The organism is Acetobacter okinawensis JCM 25146 (assembly GCF_000613865.1).
In the GTDB taxonomy this organism is placed as follows: Bacteria; Pseudomonadota; Alphaproteobacteria; order Acetobacterales; family Acetobacteraceae; genus Acetobacter; species Acetobacter okinawensis.
This window is the reverse complement of the sequence record NZ_BAJU01000026.1, coordinates 1-13,476: the sequence shown is the minus strand read 5'-3', so window position 1 is coordinate 13,476 and position 13,476 is coordinate 1. Positions and strand designations below refer to the sequence as shown.

Below are 13,476 nucleotides of genomic sequence, written 5' to 3'. Positions count from 1 at the left end.
TGTCAGAGATTCAAAGTATAGTCCAAAGCGCAGGATAACGCCGCAGTTATCCAATTTTCTAGCTCTGTTTCTTAGCTTTTAGTGGTGGATTGTGTCAATCTGGGCCAGAGGCAGATTGCACGCGCCACTTAATATTATTAGGTGAAAATCAAGATCAGATCATCAAGGTCATGCCTGATCATCCGACCCTTGCCGTATCTGATGAATCCGCTGGAGCCGGTCAGAGCGACCCACCGCAATGTATTGTCTGTTGTCCATTCTACACTACGGATTTATGGTCAGTTTGGTGCGGTTATGCCGGGTCAGGCGATTTTAGGGTGCTGGCGGATTTATCATGCGTATTCTACTTACCGGGGGCTGCGGCTTTATTGGCTCGGCTGTTATCCGCCATCTTATGCGCGCAACAGGGCACAGTGTGCTGAATGTGGATTGCATGACCTATGCGGCCTCGGCTGATGCGCTGGAAAATACCGTGGACAATGCGCGCTACGGTTTTTCTCAGACCAATATTGTTGATACATCTGCCCTGAACACCCTGTTCGCGACATTTCGCCCGGATGCGGTGATGCATCTGGCCGCCGAGAGCCATGTGGACCCGGTCCATAGATGGGCCAGATGTATTTGTGCAGACCAATGTTGTTGGCACCTACTCCATGCTGGAGGCCGCCCGCCGCTACTGGCAGACGCTCGGTCCACTGGAAAAGGACAGCTTCCGTTTTCACCATATTTCTACAGACGAGGTGTTTGGGGCCCTGAGCCCTGATGACCCACCGTTTACCGAGACAACACCCTATGACCCGCGCAGCCCTTATTCTGCCAGCAAGGCGTCTTCCGACCATCTGGTCCGAGCGTGGCATCATACGTATGGTCTGCCCACTTTTGTGACGAACACCACCAATAACTATGGCTTATGGCATTTCCCCGAAAAGCTGATTCCGCTGATCACGATCAACGCCATCGAGGGCAGAGCACTGCCCGTATATGGCGATGGCAGTAATGTAAGAGACTGGCTTTTTGTAGAAGATCATGCCGAAGCTCTGGTCAGGGCCGTCGAAAAAGGCGTGCCGGGAGAAACTTACGCCATAGGCGCCAGGCAGCCCCGCAGCAACCTTGACGTGGTCAGAACCATCTGTGCCGTTCTGGATGAGCTGGCCCCCAGCGCGCAGGGACCGCATGACCGTTTGATTCATTTTGTCGCAGATCGTCCAGGACATGACTTCCGATACGAGATAGACCCGGCACATGCCGAGCAGGCTTTGGGCTGGAAGGCCCGGCATGATTTTGAAACCGGAATCCGCCAGACCGTGCAATGGTATCTTGATAACCGTACGTGGTGGGAAGGGATTCGTGCCCGCAGCTATGCAGGCCAACGTTTGGGTGCCGCAGTATCATGAGACAAGTTCCCACCCCACCTGTATCCATGAAGGGTATTCTGCTCTCCGGTGGATCGGGGACCCGCCTGTATCCGATGACACTGGCCACCAGCAAGCAGTTGCTGCCTGTGTATGACAAGCCGATGATCTATTATCCGCTTTCCACGCTCATGCTCGCGGGTATTCGGGATATCATGATCATCAGCACACCTGCTGACCTTCCACAGTTCAGGCGTCTGCTGGGAGACGGCTCGCAGTACGGGGTGCGGTTTGACTATCGGGAACAACCCTCTCCCGATGGAATAGCGCAGGCTTTTTTAATTGCAGAAGACTGGCTGGATAATGCGCCATGCGCGCTGGCGCTCGGTGATAACCTTATTTTTGCCGAGCAGTTGAGCTCTGCACTGCAAGGTGCGGCACAAAGACCATCTGGTGCTACGGTTTTTGCCTATCAGGTCAGAGACCCTGAGCGGTATGGTGTGGTCACGTTTGACCGGACCGGGCGTGCCTTGAGTATTGTGGAAAAGCCAGCCTCCCCTTCTTCCAATTGGGCTGTAACAGGGCTTTATTTTTACGACCATCGGGTGCTTGAGTTTGCAAAGCGCCTCTCCCCTTCGGCTCGGAGCGAGTTGGAGATCACGGATATCAACCGGTTTTATCTGGAAGAGGGCAATCTGCACGTTCACCGTCTGGGGCGTGGGTGCGCATGGCTGGATGCGGGTGTGCCAGATAGTCTGCTGGAGGCCGGGCAGTTTGTGCATACCATTCAGGTGCGTCAGGGCATGCTGGTCGGCTCTCCGGCAGAGGTCGCTTACCGTATGGGCTTTATTGATGGGCAGCAGTTGCGCATGTATGCCCAGACCATGATCAAGACGGAACTGGGGCAACTCCTTATGCAGGTTGCCGAAGCAGGTACCCCGGATATTTGACCGGGGTACTGTTCAAGGTTCTGTCAAACAGGAGTGTCTGCTTTCATGCGTGTTGAGCGTCTTGCTATTCCCGACATCATTCTGGTTACACCTGCCCGTTTTGCAGATGATCGGGGTTTTTTTTCAGAAACTTACAATATAGAACGCATGCGTGAGGCCGGCATTACGGAACCTTTTGTGCAGGATAATCAGAGCCTGTCCTGCCAGAAAGGGGTTGTGAGAGGGCTGCATTGCCAGCTTGCGCCACACGCTCAGGGTAAACTGGTGCGGTGCAGCAAGGGGGCCATATGGGATGTGGCAGTGGATATCCGGTCCGGCTCTCCAACTTACGGTCAATGGGTGGCAGCCGAACTTTCGGAGCAGAATTGGGCACAGTTGTGGATACCCCCCGGCTTTTTGCACGGATTTTGTACTCTGACTGAAAATGCAGAAGTGCAATACAAATGTACAGCCCTGTATCATAAAGAATCCGAACGCTCAGTGATCTGGAATAGCGCTGCATTGCGCATTGAGTGGCCACTAAGTGCTGAAGACGCTGTTTTGTCAGAAAAAGACATGAACGCCCCGGAATTCTCGGCTGCCCGTAGCTGGTTTTAACGGCAGAAAACTGTTCTGATGGGCAAAGCAAGGCAAAACTGGCATTCTGGCACGGGTATGCAGGATACGTACATTGTCTGCCAGTTTTGTAGAGCATGTGACGATGCCAGAAAATATGGGAAAAACCTTTGATGCATAACACCAGACAGAATAACCCGGTTTTGGTGACAGGCAGCAAAGGGCAACTGGCAACATCTCTGGCGCGCCTTGGTGGAGCGGCTGTCAAATGCGTTGGCCGTCCAGACTTTGACTTTGATCGGCCTGAAACACTACGTGCTGTGCTGGATTCCGTTCAACCGGCTGTGGTTATCAACGCTGCAGCGTGGTCTGCAGTAGATCTGGCCGAGAGTGAGCCAGAGGCAGCAGCGCGCGCCAATACGCAAGGGTCGAGCGAGTTGGCCCGGCTTTGCGCCCTGCGGAATATTCCCTTTATTCATATTTCAACAGACTATGTTTTTTCTGGGGATAAGGGGGCACCTTATGTGGAGACAGATGCCGTTTCTCCCCAAACTGTTTATGGCAGAACCAAAGCTGAGGGCGAAGTGCGGGTATTGGCCGCGAACCCGCAAAGTCTGATCTTCAGGACATCCTGGGTTTACTCCCCGCAGGGTAAGAATTTTTTATGCACGATGCTGAATGCAGCTGCCAGAAACTCTGTTCTTAAAGTTGTGGCAGACCAGAGGGGAAATCCCACAAGTGCGGATGACCTGGCTCAGGCCATTTTATCTGTTGTAAGAATATTGCACGAAAACGGCTGGAAAGATGAGTTTGCAGGCATTTATCATGCGTGTGGTACCGGCCAGGCGACCTGGTATAGCTTGGCGATAGAAATTTTTAAAAATGCTGCAAGATATGGCCTGAGTGTACCGGAAGTCAGGCCGATCCAGACAAAAGACTGGCCAACACCTGCGCGTCGTCCGGTTGACTCCCGTATGGACAACACCAAGCTTGCACGTGTGTTTGGTGTGGTCATGCCAGAATGGGAAGATAGCGTGCGACGGGCCGTGGATAGTGCCTATGCAGTGACAGAAAAATAGCCTGATATGACAAAAACTTTTGCCGTTCTGGTAACCTATAATCCGGATATTGAAAAACTTCAGGCAGCCATCAACTCCATTCTACATCAGGTGGATCAGCTTGTTGTGGTGGATAATGGGTCGGGCAACATTGATATGTTTGACCTTGCGGCCGAAAATAGTGTTCTTGAAAAACTTCCAGACAATATGGGCATCGCCTACGCCCAGAATGTTGGTATAAAATTTTCCATCAAGCACCATGCTGATTATGTATTTTTAATGGATCAGGACAGCATATTTGCTCCCGATACAGTAAAAACACTCCTGCATCATCACCAACAGCTTGTAACCGATGGTGTGTCTGTCGGTGCTATAGCCTGTGCCTATCGTGATACAAATAGTCACCAGCTGAATTTTATATGGCGGGATACAGGTTCAAAGGTAGAAAGACTTGCAACTGATACGTCGCAACGGATTGAGCCTGTAGATTTTGCGATTTCCTCAGGTTCTTTGTTCCATGTTCCTGTGTTTTCTGCTGTTGGCCTGATGGATTCAAGCCTGTTTATTGACCTTGTGGATATAGAATGGGGTCTTAGGGCCCGCAGCCGGGGATACAGCAATTTTCAGGTTAATGAGTGTGCAATGGCGCACACCATTGGTGATGAAAAAATTAAAATACTGGGGCGAAGTATTTCGGTCCATACACCGATCCGCGATTATTACCTGATCAGGAACAGTGTGCTTCTGGCCAAGAGAAAAAACATGAACCCCCGGTGGAGGAAACACCTCTTTGTCCGGTCTTTTCTCTTTTTTGTCATTTTTTCAGTCTTTCTGAACGAGCGTAAAAAAAAGACTGTATCTGATGATATGCGGGTTCAGGGATGGTGCATGCAATCATGCTGGCCGGTGGTCTGGCCGATAGAACGCGCTGACAACGTATAAAAAAAACCGTAATTAATAATTTTCGTTATGGAATTTTTCATTCCTACTTTTGATGCAGAATATACCCATCTCCATAAGATTCAATCACTATAATCATTCTATATTTGGTATAAAAAAGCATTATTTTCAATGCTCTACCTGTCTCACAACAACCTTCTTCAACATCGCTTCCTTCTCCAAAAAATCTAACAATGCACAATATTTCCCATTCATTATGTTACCTTTAAAAGCATTCAGCTGTATAAAGAACGTCATGTATTGACGGCATATCAAGAGACAAAAATGACATCAGTGCCTACCCCGATCAACCCGCGTGTGGAGCGCGCTCCTTACTATATCGTCGCACCCCGCTATATTGGCACTTCAGCTGGCATTCGTGCTCTTCACCTCCTGTGCCACTGGCTGAACCTCAAGGGGGAACGGGCCTTTATGGCCTTGCAATACGTTGAGCTTGGCCCCAACGTCAGCTTTGATCTACAGACCCCAATCCTGACACCCGAGATTGTAGACTATCATTACCAGCAGGGTTTGCAGCCCATTGTCATTTACCCCGAGGTCGTCGCTGGCAACCCGCTGGAGGCAGACTGCGTTGTGCGCTGGCTGCTCAATTTCCCCGGTCTTCTGGGGGGGAACAACAGCTACCCGGCAAGCGAAATGCTCATTGGTTTTTCCAAAACACTATCTAATTCTGTCGGTGAGCATGTGCCTGTACTACATATACCCGTCATTAATGAAAGTGTGTTCAACCCTGGCAAAACACCCCAGCCCCGCAAAGGCTCGGCCTTTTATGCAATGAAGTATAAGGTCGTGCATGACGGCAAGGTTTTTGGTATCCCCCCTGATGCCATTGAAATCACGCGCGATCTGCCCAACTCACAAACCCCCGAAGAAATTGCGCAGATCCTGCGTTCTGTTGAAGCACTCTATGTTTTTGAAAACACGGCACTTGCTACAGAAGCCGTATTGTGCGGCTGCCCGGCTGTCTTTATGCCCAACACATGGCTGGATGAGCCTATAGCGCTGAACGAACTCGGATGGGACGGCTTTGCCTGGGGCAATGACCCGGCCGAAATTGAGCGGGCACGGCAGACCGTACCGCAAGGACAGCTGAACTATCAGCGTCTGGTTGATAAATTCTTTGTCCAGTTGGATGCTTTTCGCGCAGCTTCACAAGCCAAAGCTGCGGAGCTCCCCTACACACACAAAGTGACCTTGAAGTTTTTGGTCCCCAGCCCCAGTGCGGATATCAAGGATATACCCAATATTGTGTTCAGGGCTGCACGCCAGCACCTGCGGCGCTACCCCATGCTGGTGCGCCTGCGCCGCTTCATCCGCAAAATATGGAAGTAAATAGACCGCCCAATCAGGCCGCATACCCGCCCGGGTGATTTTTACGCCACTGGAACGCTGTCTCAACAATCGTATCCAGTGCGCTCCAGCGCGGTGACCAGCCTGTCTGCTGGCGCAGGGTTGTTGAGTCAGCCACCAGAATTGCAGGGTCCCCTACCCTGCGTTCGGCGGCTTCCCATGGCACGGACAAGCCACTTACGCGTTCCACACTCTGAATGACATCCATGTTGGAAAAACCCTGTCCGTTACCAAGGTTATACACAACGCTGCGTTCTTCAATATGGTCCAGAACCCTTACATGGGCATCCGCCAGATCTGTTACGTGGATATAATCACGGATGCAGGAACCATCGCGCGTTGGATAATCCGTCCCGAACAGCTTCAGCGCAGGACGGCGCCCCAAGGCAGCATCAATTGTCAGGGGAATAAGATGTGTTTCGGGGCGGTGGTCTTCCCCCGCGCGACCAAGTGGGTCTGCCCCGGCTGCGTTAAAATAGCGTAGGCAAGCACTTTTCACGCCATACAGGCTATCTGCCCAGCGCAGTGCCCGTTCAATCAGGAACTTGCTTTCCCCATACGGGGAACCAGGCTGGATCACGGCTGTTTCTGGGATCGGGTCCGGGCGTTCCGGCCCCCCAAACAAGGCTGCCGTGGAAGAAAAGACGAATTTTTTCACGCCCTGTTCGGCACAGGCCTGCACAAGGTTAAGACCAGTCAGGTAATTCTGCCGCAGATAATAAAACGGTTCCGCAATACTGGCCCCAACAAGCGATAACGCCGCAAAGTGCAACACACCATCCCAGCGCGCACCGGCGATAACTGCTGTGGTTGCTTCCCTGTCCAGCAGGTCCACTTCGTAAACCTGTACACCGGGGGGTACGGCAGCACGGTGCCCCGTGCTGAAATTATCCAGCACCGCGACCTCATGACCGGCATCCAGCAAGGCCAGAACGGTATGACTTCCCACAAACCCTGCGCCACCGGTTACCAGATACCGCACACCCTACCCCCTTTACACGCCCATTATGACCACAACGAGCTTGTTTTCTCATACATTCCACACGCTCATATCGTCACAAAGCCGGATCAGCAAGGCATGGGGTCACGCGCCCATTTTTGGGAACATGACCTTTTATGGCGCTGTTTTATCAGAACTTACGACCGGTAGCGGAACAGGTTCAGGTCCTCATACGCAATGTCGGGCTTGCGGTTGGACATGATGTCGGCCAGCACACGGGCAGACCCGCACGCCATAGTCCAGCCAAGGTGCCGTGCCCGGTATTGGTGTACAAATTGTCCAGCCCGGTGCGGCCAATAATGGGTGTACCATCGGGTGTCATGGGGCGCAGACCGGTCCAGAACTGCGCAGCAGGCACGTTGCAGCAGTTGGGGAACAGATCGGTGACCGAATGTTCCAACGTAGCGCGGCGGGGGGCACGCAGGCGGGTGCTAAAACCCGCCAGTTCCGCCGTGCCGCCAATACGCACACGATCACCCAGCCGGGTAATACCAATTTTAAAGGTCTCATCCATAATAGTGGAAACCGGGGCGCGGGCCGCATCAGTAATATCCGCCGTAAGCGAGTACCCCTTGACCGGGTAGATCGGCAGGTTCAGCCCCAGAGGCCGCACAAGAGCCGGAGAAAAACTGCCCAGCGAGAGCACGTAGCTGTCTGCGCTGAGCACCCCGCGTGATGTTTCCACCCCGCTGACGCGCCCTCCCTCGGTACGGATTTTACGGATATCGGTGCTGTACAAAAAGGTGACACCCGCAGCAGCCGCCATATCCGCCAGACGCTGGGAGAACTTGAAGGCATCCCCTGTCTCATCTCCCGGCAGGCGCAGCCCCCCTACAATTTTGTCCGCCGAAGGGGCCAGTCCCGGTTCGGCCTGTACACACTGGGTCGTATTCAGCACTTCGTATGGCACGTTGTACTGCTTGAGCACGGCAATATCCTGCGCAATGCCGTCCATCTGCTTTTGGGTGCGGAACACCTGCAACGTGCCCTGCTGCCGGTCATCATACTGTATGCCGGTCTGGTGGCGCAGGTCGCACATCACGTCACGGCTGTATTCGGCCAGCCGCACCATGCGGCCCTTGTTACGGTCATAGGCAGGGGTATTGCAGTTCTCCAGCATCTGCACCAGCCAGCTCCACAGATGCGGGTCGGGCATGGGCCAGAAAACAAAGGGGCGATACTTCATTAACAGCCATTTGGCAGCTTTGAGCGGAATACCCGGCCCGGCCCATGGGGCGGAATACCCGGGCGAGACCTGCCCTGCATTGGCAAAGCTGGTCTCCAGCCCTGCGCCGGGCTGGCGGTCCACAACCGTAACCTCATGCCCTGCCTGCGCCAGATACCACGCAGTTGTTACACCCACAACGCCACTGCCCAGAACAAGAACCTTCATGATCTCACTCTTTCCCTGCTGCTCTGCCCTCAGGCAGCGTGCTCATAATTGCGATGATAACGATGCCCAAGCGATGTCAGCACCTCGTAGCCGATTGTCCCTTCGGCGCGTGCCACATCGTCCACCCCGTATGTGTCGTTCAAAAGCTCTACCATGCCATCGGCTTCCAACTGGCCTTCGGGTATGGCGGAAATATCCACGGTCATGGAATCCATGGAAATACGACCCAGTATGGGCAGGGCCTGCCCGCCATACCATGCAGACCCGTTGGCACGGGCACGAATAAACCCATCCGCATACCCTACGGCTATGGTCGCCACACGGCATGGCCCTTCGGCCTTCCATGTCAGCCCGTAACCCACGCGGTCTCCCCGGCTGAGGGTACGGGTCTGCAACACATGAGCCTTAAGGCTCACTACCGCGCGCAAAGGGTTGGGTGCGCCGGGGTGCGGTGCCACGCCGTACAGGGCAGCCCCGGGGCGCACGAGGTCAAAATGATAATCCGGCCCCAAGAACACACCCGAGGATGCGGCAAGGCTAAGTGGCGCACGCACAGGCAGTACCGCCGCATACTCCACCAGTCGGGCTGCCTGCGCGGCATTGGCAGGGTTTGCTGGCTCATCCGCACAAGCCAGATGGCTCATGACCAGTTCCACCTTCAGCCCATCCAGCAAAGTGGGGTCAGCAGCAATCTGGCGCACATCATCGGCGGAAAGACCAAAGCGGGACATGCCCGTATCCAGTTGCAGCACAACCCCCAGTTGCTGTTGACGCTGGCGTGCAACAGCACGGACCCAGCCAATCTGCTCCATGCTGTTGAGCACAGGACGCAACCCGTGCGCCAGGCAGGCCTCCACCGCATCGGGCCGGGGGCCGTGCAGCACGGTAATACCGACCTGTGCCCCCACATGCGGGCGCAGGGCCAGACCTTCATCCACATGCGCGACAAAAAACTGTGTGGCCCCGGCCCCAACCAGCGCAGGAGCAACCTGTGCCGCGCCCAGACCATAGGCATCGGCCTTGACCACAGCGGCACAGACCGCATGGGGTGCGCGGGCCTTCAACAGGCGATAGTTATGCACCACCGCGTCCAGATGAACGCTCAGAACCGCTCCGGCACGGTATGCGGGCCAACCTGTATGGATGGAATTGGGAGCCTGGGTCACAGCGAACATCCGTGTCTGTTACGGTAGCAAAATTTTACCGCAGTCTTTATGGCATATCCCGCCATAATGCGGCATGGTTGGAGCGTATTCTTTTTATTTTCGCATAATATTGCGCTTAAAAGTAGAAAAAGACAGATCATGCCAGATCGCCTGAACGACGCCATACTCCGCCATCTGCGCCATGATGGCCGCCTGAGCAATGCGGACCTGGCAGCCCGCATCGGGCTTTCGCCATCTGCCTGCCTCAGGCGCGTTAAAATGCTGGAAAAAGAGGGAGTTATACGCGGGTATCAGGCTATTATTGCCCGCCGCAATGCACCACCCGTGGCCACAGTGATTGTGCAGATCACCCTTGAACGCCAGACCGAGGAATGTCTGCGCCGCTTTGAAAGCCGTATCCGCGAATGCCCGGATGTAAAGGAATGTTACCTGATGACGGGAGATGCCGACTACCTGCTCCGGGTAGAAGCGCGCGACATGCAGGATTACGAACGCATCCACAAGGAGGAACTCTCCCGCCTGCCCGGCGTGGTGCGCATTCAAAGCAACTTTGCCATTCGGCCCATTGTGCAGCAGGAAAAAGGAGTGACTGGCAACCTGCACTCTTAGGCACAAAAAAACCTGTCAGGGTCACACCCCAACAGGTTCTTACATAATGCAGGTTCAACCCGGACCTATTCTGCACCACCGACCCACGACAGGCTCCTTTGATCGGAACCACCCCGTGCACGTGGCGGACAGGCTTAGTCTTCCTCCGGCTGGTCCTTGTCCGCACTGCCAAGGTCACGCTGGACTTCGGGCAGGCGCAGGAGCGAATCCACATGCATGGCGGTATCCAGCGCGGTATCGGGCTGGAAGTGCAGCTCGGGCACCGTGCGCACGGTCAGCTTGTGGGCAAGCTGTGTACGCAGCCATGGAGCAACCCGCTTGAGACCAGGCAGAAGAGCTGCAACATCGCTGCGGCCAAGCCGGGTAACAAACACGGTGGCATGTTTGAAGTCGGGTGCAAGCCGCACCTCGGTCACTGTAATGGCGACATCGGACAAATCGGGGTCGCGGAATGTGGTACGTGCGAACAGCTCAGCCAGAACGCGCCGCACTTCCTCCCCTACCCGCAACTGCCGCTGCGATGGGCCAGATGAGGAAAGACCGGCGAGATAGTCCGCCGGTCCCCCTGTTTTACTGCCTGATCCGTGGCGACGACTCATGCTGGAATTAACTCGCTTTCAAAGCATTCCACCACATCGCCTTCACGCAGGTCGTTGTAGCCTGCAAAGGACAGACCACATTCGTAACCTTTGGTCACTTCCTTCTGGTCATCCTTGAAGCGCTTGAGCTGGCTCAGATCACCTTCATGGATCACCACACCATCACGCAGCAGACGCACGCCACAGCCACGCTTGACGACACCATCGGTCACAAAGCAACCGGCGACCTTGCCAACCTTGCTGATTTCGAAAACCTTGCGGATTTCGGCGTAGCCAAGGAACTTTTCGCGGTGCTTGGGCGCCATCTTGCCACGTACGAGCAGTTCCACGTCATCCGCCACCTGATAGATGATGGAGTAGTAGTGGATGTCCACACCCTCACGCTGGGCCAGAAGCCGCGCCTGAGTGGTAGCACGCACGTTGAATGCGACAATGACCGCATCCGATGCCTTGGCAAGCTGCACGTCACTTTCCGTGATCTGGCCGACCGAGGCGTTGAGGACGCGCACGCCCACTTCCTCGTTAGCCAGCTTGAGCACAGTGGTCTGGAGTGCTTCTGCCGAGCCCTGCACGTCCGCCTTGATAAGGACGGAAACTTCCTTCTGCACACCGGCCTGAATGCGGGCCAGCATCTGGTCAAGTGTGCCGCGGGCCGCAGCCTGCCCGGCAACCTGATGTTCCTTCAGCTTACGCTGGCGGAACTCGGAAATTTCACGCGCACGGTTTTCGTTTTCCACGACCACAAACGGTGCACCAGCAGCGGGAACCCCGGACAGACCCAGAATTTCCACCGGCATGGACGGGCCAGCAACCTCGACCTGACGGCCACGGTCATCAACCAGAGCACGCACACGGCCCCATTCAGCACCGGCGACCACAATGTCACCCTTGCGCAAGGTACCCTTCTGCACCAGTACAGACGCCACGGAACCGCGACCACGGTCCAGACGGCTTTCGATCACGGCACCTTCAGCCGCACGGTCGGGGTTGGCCTGAAGCTCCAGAATTTCTGCCTGAAGCAAAATACCTTCCTCAAGCTTGTCCAGCCCCATGCGCTGACGTGCGGACACCTCAATGTCCATCACGTCACCACCCATGGATTCGACCACGATCTCGTGCTGCAACAGGTCCTGACGAACACGATCGGGCTTGGCACCCGGCTTGTCCATCTTGTTGATGGCAATGATCATGGGCACGTTGGCGGCCTTGGCGTGTTTGATCGCCTCGATCGTCTGCGGCATCACGCCGTCATCTGCTGCCACAACCAGCACGACCACGTCCGTAATGGACGCACCACGGGCACGCATGGCCGTAAAGGCCTCATGTCCGGGGGTGTCGAGGAAGGTGATCTTCGCACCCGATTCCAGCGTGACCTGATACGCACCAATGTGCTGCGTAATGCCACCGGCTTCACCCGCTGCCACGTCCGTGGTGCGCAGTGCATCCAGAAGCGAGGTCTTGCCGTGGTCAACGTGACCCATGATCGTGACCACAGGCGGACGGGGCTGCATATCTTCGGTCGTGTCTTCCACGCCCTCGATCCCCAGCTCCACATCCGCTTCGGAAACGCGGCGTACGCGGTGGCCGAATTCTTCCACCACCAGTTCCGCCGTATCGGCATCAATGCTCTGGGTCACGGTTGCCATGACACCCATTTTCATGAGCGCTTGATCACCTCACCCTGACGGGCTGCCATACGGTTGGCCAGTTCCTGCACCGTAATTGTTTCGGGCAGGATCACGTCACGCACGACCTTGACCTGATCGGAGCGCAGACGCTCCAGTTCGGCCTGACGGCGCTCACGCTCACGCTGGCGACGTACGGATGCGAGCGAGCGGGTCTTGTCGTCATCCCCCTCGATCGCGGCCTGCACGTCAATACGACCTGCGCGGCGACCACCACCGGTATCACCCTTACGGCCGCTGCTGTTCTTACGCGGCGGCACGGCCTTGTTACGGGCGGGGCCACGGCGCTGCTCTTCCTCACCTTCCGTGCCACGACCACTGCGCAGACGCAGGGTCTGGGCGGCGCTGACATCCTTGTCCGCTGCGGGAGCAGCGGCAGGCGCACGGGCCGGAGCCACAGGTTTGAGCGGCTTGGCGGGCATGATGGCGCGCTCGGCCAGCGGGCGCAGACGCCCGGCCGGAGGAGCCAGCGTGACCTCACCGGGAATAGGCACGGCAGAGACAACAGGTGCTTTGACCTCGATCGGCTTGATCGCGTCAATCCGGGCCTTGCGCTCGGCATCGGCAGCGGCGGCTTCTTCAGCCTCGCGCTCTTCAGCCAGACGCTTGTCCTCTTCTTCCTTCCGGCGCGCTTCTTCAGCGGCGGAAAGAATGCGGATCTTCTCGGCTTCGCGCCGCTCGGCGTCACGCCGTTCCGCGTCTTCGGCCTCTTTCTTCTGTTCCTGAAGCACGCGCTGGCGCATGGCCAGTTCGGCTGCCGTCAGGGTACGGCCGCCACCTGCGCGGGACCCGCCGGAGC

At 55.9% G+C, this 13,476-nt stretch carries 9 protein-coding genes and 3 pseudogenes; 7 read left to right on the top strand and 5 right to left on the bottom strand.

From position 1 onward, the window contains the following. Window positions 1-334 precede the first annotated feature (334 nt). From rfbB to JCM25146_RS10710, 6 genes and pseudogenes are all read left to right on the top strand, one after another. Window positions 335-1,394 (top strand): annotated as a pseudogene (gene rfbB / locus JCM25146_RS18860) (dTDP-glucose 4,6-dehydratase). A gap of 26 nt (window positions 1,395-1,420) precedes the next feature. Continuing rightward, window positions 1,421-2,302, top strand: coding sequence for a glucose-1-phosphate thymidylyltransferase RfbA (gene rfbA / locus JCM25146_RS10735; protein WP_148299049.1), 882 nt, complete (start codon window positions 1,421-1,423; stop codon window positions 2,300-2,302). 45 nt (window positions 2,303-2,347) lie between these two features. Continuing rightward, window positions 2,348-2,899 (top strand): dTDP-4-dehydrorhamnose 3,5-epimerase, encoded by a 552-nt coding sequence (gene rfbC, locus JCM25146_RS10730; RefSeq protein WP_025827894.1) that lies wholly within the window; start codon window positions 2,348-2,350, stop codon window positions 2,897-2,899. 131 nt (window positions 2,900-3,030) lie between these two features. Further along, window positions 3,031-3,936, top strand: a complete 906-nt coding sequence (rfbD, locus tag JCM25146_RS10725) for a dTDP-4-dehydrorhamnose reductase (protein ID WP_025827892.1) — start codon at window positions 3,031-3,033, stop codon at window positions 3,934-3,936. Window positions 3,937-3,942: 6 nt separating this feature from the next. After that, complete coding sequence (locus JCM25146_RS10720; protein WP_025827890.1) at window positions 3,943-4,857, top strand: glycosyltransferase family 2 protein; 915 nt, start codon at window positions 3,943-3,945, stop codon at window positions 4,855-4,857. A gap of 282 nt (window positions 4,858-5,139) precedes the next feature. Beyond that, window positions 5,140-6,207, top strand: coding sequence for a hypothetical protein (locus JCM25146_RS10710; protein ID WP_025827888.1), 1,068 nt, complete (start codon window positions 5,140-5,142; stop codon window positions 6,205-6,207). Window positions 6,208-6,220: 13 nt separating this feature from the next. Here JCM25146_RS10710 and galE read toward each other — a convergent pair whose 3' ends face one another. From galE to alr, 3 genes and pseudogenes are all read right to left on the bottom strand, one after another. Continuing rightward, window positions 6,221-7,207 carry a UDP-glucose 4-epimerase GalE gene (gene galE / locus JCM25146_RS10705; protein ID WP_025827887.1) on the bottom strand — a complete coding sequence of 329 codons (987 nt, stop codon included), beginning with the start codon at window positions 7,205-7,207 and terminating at the stop codon, window positions 6,221-6,223. 155 nt (window positions 7,208-7,362) lie between these two features. Further along, window positions 7,363-8,618, bottom strand: a pseudogene (locus JCM25146_RS18855) (D-amino acid dehydrogenase). Window positions 8,619-8,647: 29 nt separating this feature from the next. Further along, entirely contained in the window at window positions 8,648-9,793 is a 1,146-nt protein-coding gene (alr, locus tag JCM25146_RS10695; protein WP_025827886.1) for an alanine racemase, read from the bottom strand. Window positions 9,794-9,922: 129 nt separating this feature from the next. On the opposite strand from alr, the gene JCM25146_RS10690 reads away from it, so the two are divergent. Next, a complete protein-coding gene (locus tag JCM25146_RS10690; protein WP_025827885.1) occupies window positions 9,923-10,393 on the top strand; it encodes an Lrp/AsnC family transcriptional regulator in 471 nt (156 codons plus the stop codon). A 134-nt stretch (window positions 10,394-10,527) separates the two neighbouring features. On the opposite strand, the gene rbfA is transcribed toward JCM25146_RS10690, so the two are convergent. Then, a complete protein-coding gene (gene rbfA, locus JCM25146_RS10685) occupies window positions 10,528-10,992 on the bottom strand; it encodes a 30S ribosome-binding factor RbfA (protein WP_025827883.1) in 465 nt (154 codons plus the stop codon). Continuing rightward, window positions 10,989-13,476 (bottom strand): annotated as a pseudogene (gene infB, locus JCM25146_RS18850) (translation initiation factor IF-2); the annotation flags it as partial. The pseudogene infB and the gene rbfA, both read right to left, overlap by 4 nt.